This window comes from Nocardia cyriacigeorgica NBRC 100375 (assembly GCF_000308555.1).
Classification (GTDB): domain Bacteria; phylum Actinomycetota; class Actinomycetes; order Mycobacteriales; family Mycobacteriaceae; genus Nocardia; species Nocardia cyriacigeorgica.
Window position 1 is genome coordinate 24,644 of sequence record NZ_BAFY01000118.1, and the last position, 6,000, is coordinate 30,643.

6 protein-coding genes are annotated in these 6,000 nt (G+C 67.6%); 2 read left to right on the forward strand and 4 right to left on the reverse strand.

The features are described from left to right. Positions 1 to 179 precede the first annotated feature (179 nt). Entirely contained in the window at positions 180 to 596 is a 417-nt protein-coding gene (locus tag RJ05_RS11180) for an acyl-CoA thioesterase (RefSeq protein WP_036536539.1), read from the reverse strand. A 69-nt stretch (positions 597 to 665) separates the two neighbouring features. After that, positions 666 to 1,163 (reverse strand): cupin domain-containing protein, encoded by a 498-nt coding sequence (locus tag RJ05_RS11185; RefSeq protein ID WP_036536543.1) that lies wholly within the window; start codon positions 1,161 to 1,163, stop codon positions 666 to 668. A gap of 69 nt (positions 1,164 to 1,232) precedes the next feature. Here RJ05_RS11185 and RJ05_RS11190 point away from each other — a divergent pair, with 69 nt between their 5' ends. After that, on the forward strand, positions 1,233 to 1,754 hold the full coding sequence (locus RJ05_RS11190) for a MarR family winged helix-turn-helix transcriptional regulator (RefSeq protein WP_036536545.1): 522 nt from the start codon (positions 1,233 to 1,235) through the stop codon (positions 1,752 to 1,754). Between the two features lie 112 nt (positions 1,755 to 1,866). Next, positions 1,867 to 2,658 carry a hypothetical protein gene (locus RJ05_RS11195; protein WP_036536547.1) on the forward strand — a complete coding sequence of 264 codons (792 nt, stop codon included), beginning with the start codon at positions 1,867 to 1,869 and terminating at the stop codon, positions 2,656 to 2,658. 9 nt (positions 2,659 to 2,667) lie between these two features. Here RJ05_RS11195 and RJ05_RS11200 read toward each other — a convergent pair whose 3' ends face one another. Both RJ05_RS11200 and acnA read right to left on the reverse strand, forming a co-directional pair. Then, the gene (locus RJ05_RS11200; protein ID WP_036536549.1) at positions 2,668 to 3,234 is read right to left on the reverse strand and encodes a TetR/AcrR family transcriptional regulator; all 567 of its coding nucleotides are present in this window, start codon (positions 3,232 to 3,234) and stop codon (positions 2,668 to 2,670) included. Positions 3,235 to 3,442: 208 nt separating this feature from the next. Then, positions 3,443 to 6,000 (reverse strand): aconitate hydratase AcnA (acnA, locus tag RJ05_RS11205; RefSeq protein WP_036536562.1); only part of this gene is annotated, 2,558 nt, incomplete at its 5' end.

Below are 6,000 nucleotides of genomic sequence, written 5' to 3' on the forward strand. Positions count from 1 at the left end.
CGGGAGGGCGCGCAATCACATGGCTATCGTGCGCGCGGCACACCCGCCTGCGGGTATTGCCCGAAAGTGGCGTGCGTCCGCTCTCCGAGCGCAGTCCGACCCGGATGAATTTCACAAAGGCGCCGATGCCGGTCCGCGCTCGGCGCTGCCTGCGCCGTGGACCGGCATCGCATGTGATGTCAGAGCCCGAGCAACTCGGCGCGATCGGTGAGGGCGCGGAAGCGCTCGCGGGGGTCGGCGACGAGCTTGCGGGCCGACAGATCGAGCAGACCGCCGATGACGTGGAACTCCGCCGCGACGGTGCCGTCGAGTTTGCGGATCTGCTGGCGCAGACCGTAGATCTTGCCCTCCTGCCAGTCGAACTCGCAGGTGACCTCGACTTCGTCGCCGCCGCGCAGCTCACGGAGGTATTTGATGTTCTGCTCCAGCACCACCGGGCCGACACCGCTGGCGATGAGCTTGTCCTGGCCGACCCCGGCCGCCCGCAGCAGCTCCCACCGCGCGTGTTCGGCGTACTGGAGATAAACGGCCTGGTTCAGGTGGCCCTGAGTGTCGAGCTCGTATCCACGGACGATGACGGGGACGGAGAAGGTCATGCCTTGGCGAACCCGCGCGCTGGCCGGAATGTTCCCGTTCCCGGTGATATCCGTGTCACAGCGCGGGATTCAGCCGCGACCCGCGGTGCGTTCGTTCCACCAGTGCGGCGCGTCGACGAAATGGTTGTCGAACTCGTCTTGCGTGGCGGCCAGGTCGGCCAGGGTGGCCTCGCCTGTGGCGATGCGGTCCAGCAGCCGGAAGTAGTCGAAGCGTTGCACGCCGGGCATCAAGGCGATGAGGATGCGAGCTCCGCTGTCGGGCGTCGCGCCGAAGGCATGCGTCATATACCGCGGGACCACGATCGACCCGCCCGCGCCCACGGTGACGATCTCCTCGCCCGCGAGCAGTTGCAGTTCGCCGTCGGCGACGTAGAACAGTTCGTCGGAGCGGGTGTGAAAGTGCGGGGCCGCCCCGTCGGCGCCTCGGGCCAGGGTGACTTCGACGGTGCTGACCGTGCCGCCGGTGTCGTCGGAGTCGATGAGCAGGCGTACCCGGGTGTCGTCGGTGCCGAGCAACTCGGTCTCGTGCGGCTGACGGATGGCGGCGGCGCGCTCCGGTGTCGGCATGGTCGCTCCTGATGTTCGCCAGTTTATAATTCGCTACCGAACTATATCCCAGCGAATAGAATCCTGTCCATGACCGACCCGATACCCGACGCGGACGCGGTGGACGCGATCGCCGCGCAATGGCGCCGTGAACGCCCGGATCTGGACCTGGAAGCGATGGCCGTGCTCGGGCGCCTGGCCCGGTTCGAGGCGGTGGCACGGCGCGAGATCGAAGCGGTGTTCACCACCCACGGCTTGCAGCGCGGTGAGTTCGATGTCCTCGCGGCGCTGCGCCGGGCAGGTGAGCCGTTCGAGCTGAATCCGTCCGTGCTCGCCGACACGCTCATGCTCTCGCGAGCCGGCATGACCGGGCGGCTGGACCGGCTGGAATCGGCAGGTCTGGTGCGTCGCAGTGCCGACGCCGCCGACCGCCGAGCCATCCGGGTTGCGCTCACCCAGGCGGGCCGCGCCCTGATCGACACCGTGGTCACCGCGCACATCGAGAACGAAACTCGGCTGCTGTCGGTACTTTCCACCGCCGACCGCCGCGAACTCGACCGGATCGTCCGTGCCCTGCTCGCCGGATGGGAACGCGATTCGCCCCAGCCGTGAGGTGGAACGCGGGCACAATTGGGGTAGTTCGCTACTCGGGCGCCGGTCGTGGCCCGGCCATACCGTTGGGTGCCCCGCCGAGCAACGGCGGGCCGGTGAGGAGGGACTGGCGATGATCGACATCATCACGCTGCGCGGCACCGGGGAACCACGCGATCCCGGCGGAGCGCCAACGGGCATGCTGCGCGATGTCACGAAACTGCTGGATCCGCAGCGGTTCCGGTGCTTCGAACCGGACTGGCCGGCCTCGGTCGGCCCGTCGCCGGATGTCTGGGGCCCCTCGCTGGACACCTCGGTGCGACTGGGCACCGCCGCCGGGGTCGCCGCGATCCAGCAGTCGCCGAATGTGTGTGGGCTGCTGAGCTATTCGCTGGGTTCGATCTGCGCGAGCCGGATCCTCGAGGGCGTGCGGGCGGGAACCTACACCAACACCGACGGCAGCCCGCTCGAGATCGCCTTCGTGGTGAACTTCGCCAATCCATTGCGCCGCGCGGGGGAGTCGGTGGGCGATCTGTGCCCGCCCGATACCTTCGGCTTGCACGGTCAACGCGGTGATTGGCCCGATCTCGCGGTCCGCGAATACGCCAACCCCGGCGACATCATCACCTCGGTGCGCGCGGATTCACCGCTGCGCATCATCGATGTCGGGATCTCGCCGTTCTCGTTCGTCGAGGGCGCCCGGATCGGGAACGTGACCCCGCTGATCTTCGCCGAACTGCTGCGCTTCCTGCTGATCGATCCGCTGGCCAATGCCGCCCGATACGCTGAAGCCGTGCATGGGGTGATCGGCTACCTCACGCCCTGGCCCGATGGCGAGCACGTTCTGTACTCCGGCCACGACATGCCGGGAACCGGTGTGCTGTGGACGACCCACGCCGCGAACTACCTCAACGCGACGTTCTAAGAGCGGCCGTCACTCCCTGCGGCGCACCGACGCCTCGACCAGATCCAGTACCGCCGAAAGGTTTTCGTTGGTGTGCCCGGATGCTATGCGCGCGATGAGCCCGTCGAGCACCAGGTCGAGATAGCCGAGCAGAACATCGGTGGGCACATCGTCGCGCAGCGCGCCCGCGGCCTTGCGGCGTTCCAGCCGGGCCAGCGTCGCTGCGGTCAACTCGGCCGAACGCTGTGTCCAGCCGGCCCGGAATTCGGGATCGGTGCGCAGCCTGCGGGCGATCTCGAGCCGGGTGCCGAGCCAGTTGAACTGCGCGGGATTGGCCAGCATGTCGCGCATGACCTGCACGATGCCCTGATTGGCCGCGACATCGGCCATCCGCTCGGCGTCTTCTTGGGCGAGCGCGAGAAACAGCGCGTCCTTGTCGCGGAAGTGATGGAAGATCGCGCCGCGCGAGAGCCCGATGGCCTCTTCCAGCCGGCGCACGGTGGCGCCGTCGTAGCCGAATTCGGCAAAGCAGCGCCGGGCACCGTCGAGTATCTGGCTGCGCCGGGCAGCGAGGTGATCGTCACTGACCTTCGGCATGGTGCGAACTCCCTGGGAGTCGGGGTGCGTAGGAGAACAAGTCGAATAGAAGGAATGCGCGAAGGTCCGCGCACCGCGGGCACGGTGCGCGGACCTCACTCTGCGCTACGACCGGACCGGTCGCGATGATCATCCCCGCGAACGCGGGGACGTGGCGTTCTCAGCCACCGATCATCGGATCGTCCCCGCGTACGCGGGGAGTGCGACCTCAGCCACGAATCATGTTGCGCAGCACGTACTGCAGAATACCGCCGTTGCGGTAGTAGTCCGCCTCACCGGGGGTGTCGATGCGGACCACCGCGTCGAAGACGATCTTCTCGCCGTCTTCCTTGGTGGCGGTGACCTTCAGCGTCCGCGGGGTGACACCCTCGTTGAGCTGGGTGATGCCCTCGATGTCGAAGGTCTCGGTGCCGGTCAGGCCCAGGGTCTTGGCCGACTCGCCCGCCGGGAACTGCAGCGGGATGACGCCCATACCGATCAGGTTCGAGCGGTGGATGCGCTCGAAGGACTCGGTGATGACGGCCTTGACACCCAGCAGGCGGGTGCCCTTGGCGGCCCAGTCACGCGAGGAGCCCGAACCGTATTCCTTGCCGCCGAGCACGACCAGCGGGATGCCGGCCTTCTGGTAGTTCTGCGAGGCGTCGTAGATGAACGCCTGCGGGCCGCCCTCCTGGGTGAAGTCGCGGGTGTAACCACCGGAGACATCGTCGAGCAGCTGGTTGCGCAGCCGGATGTTGGCGAAGGTGCCGCGGATCATCACCTCGTGGTTACCGCGACGCGAGCCGAGGGAGTTGTAATCCTTGCGCTCCACGCCGTGCGCGTCCAGGTACTGCGCGGCCGGGGTGCCCGGCTTGATCGGACCGGCCGGGGAGATGTGGTCGGTGGTGACCGAATCGCCCAGCAGCGCCAGCACACGCGCGCCCTTGATGTCCTCGACCGGCGAGGGCTCGAGCTGCATGCCGTCGAAGTACGGCGCCTTGCGGACGTAGGTCGAGTTCTCGTCCCACGCGAAGGTGTCGCCCTCCGGGGTGGACAGGTTCTGCCAGCGCTCGTCGCCCTTGAAGACGTCGGCGTAGGACTTGCGGAACATGTCCTGGCTGATCGCCGACTTGATGGTGTCGTCGATCTCCTGCGGCGAAGGCCAGATGTCGCGCAGGAACACGTCGTTGCCGTCGGTGTCCTGACCCAGCGGATCGGTCTCGAAGTCGAAGTCCATGGTGCCCGCGAGCGCGTAGGCGATGACCAGCGGCGGCGAGGCCAGGTAGTTCATCTTCACGTCGGGGGAGATGCGGCCTTCGAAGTTGCGGTTACCCGAGAGCACCGCGGTGACCGACAGGTCGTTGTCGTTGACCGCCTTGGAGATCTCCTCCGGCAGCGGACCGGTGTTGCCGATGCAGGTGGTGCAGCCGAAGCCACCCAGGTAGAAGCCAAGCTTCTCCAGGTAGGGCCACAGGCCGGCCTTCTCGTAGTAGTCGGAGACGACCTGCGAACCCGGCGCCATGTTGGTCTTGACCCACGGCTTGGACGACAGGCCCTTCTCGACCGCGTTGCGCGCCAGCAGGGCGGCACCGATCATGACCGACGGGTTGGAGGTGTTGGTGCAGGAGGTGATGCCCGCGACCACGACCGCGCCGTGGTCGAGCACGAACTCACCGCGCTCCTCGGAGACCACGCGGACCGGCTTGGAGGGACGGCCCTCGGCGCCGTTGGCGGCCGACCGCACGTCGATCGCGCCGTCGTCGGCGAAGGACAGCTCGGCCGGATCCGACGCGGGGAAGGACTCCTCGAGCGCCTCGTCCAGCTTGGAGTGCGGGGTGGCGACGGAATCGTCGGTGTAGTTGTAGATGTCCTTGCGGAAGGCGATCTTCGACTCGCTGAGCAGGATGCGGTCCTGCGGGCGCTTCGGGCCGGCGATCGAGGGGACCACGGTGTTGAGGTCCAGCTCCAGGTACTCGGAGTAGGCGGGCTCGTGGTCCGGGTCGTGCCACATGCCCTGCTCCTTGGCGTACGCCTCGACGAGCGCGAGCTGCTCGTCGCTGCGGCCGGTCAGGCGCAGGTAGTTGATGGTCTCGGCGTCGATCGGGAAGATCGCGGCGGTGGAGCCGAACTCGGGGCTCATGTTGCCGAGGGTGGCGCGGTTGGCCAGCGGAACCTCGGCCACACCCTTGCCGTAGAACTCGACGAACTTGCCGACCACACCGTGCTTGCGCAGCATGTCGGTGACGGTGAGCACGACGTCGGTGGCGGTCACGCCCGGCTGGATCTCACCGGTCAGCTTGAAGCCGACCACGCGCGGGATCAGCATGGACACCGGCTGGCCGAGCATCGCGGCCTCGGCCTCGATGCCGCCGACGCCCCAGCCCAGCACGCCGAGGCCGTTGACCATGGTGGTGTGCGAGTCGGTGCCGACACAGGTGTCGGGGTAGGCCTGGCCATTGCGGACCATGACGGTCGGGGCCAGGTACTCGATGTTGACCTGGTGCACGATGCCCATGCCCGGCGGGACGACGCGGAAGTCGTCGAAGGCGCCCTGGCCCCAGCGCAGGAACTGGTAGCGCTCGGCGTTGCGCTCGTATTCGAGGTCGACGTTGCGCTCGAGGGCATCGGCGCGGCCGAAGACATCGAGGATGACCGAGTGGTCGATGACCATGTCGGCGGGGGAGAGCGGGTTGACCTTGTTCGGGTCGCCGCCGAGGGTGGTGACGGCCTCACGCATGGTGGCGAGGTCGACGACACACGGCACGCCGGTGAAGTCCTGCATGATCA

Excerpts from the sequence above, each read along its gene's own strand:
- RJ05_RS11180 (WP_036536539.1), bottom strand. The coding sequence starts at position 596 with ATGACCTTCTCCGTCCCCGTCATCGTCCGTGGATACGAGCTCGACACT.
- RJ05_RS11185 (WP_036536543.1), bottom strand. The coding sequence starts at position 1,163 with ATGCCGACACCGGAGCGCGCCGCCGCCATCCGTCAGCCGCACGAGACC.
- RJ05_RS11190 (WP_036536545.1), top strand. The coding sequence starts at position 1,233 with ATGACCGACCCGATACCCGACGCGGACGCGGTGGACGCGATCGCCGCG.
- RJ05_RS11195 (WP_036536547.1), top strand. The coding sequence starts at position 1,867 with ATGATCGACATCATCACGCTGCGCGGCACCGGGGAACCACGCGATCCC.
- RJ05_RS11200 (WP_036536549.1), bottom strand. The coding sequence starts at position 3,234 with ATGCCGAAGGTCAGTGACGATCACCTCGCTGCCCGGCGCAGCCAGATA.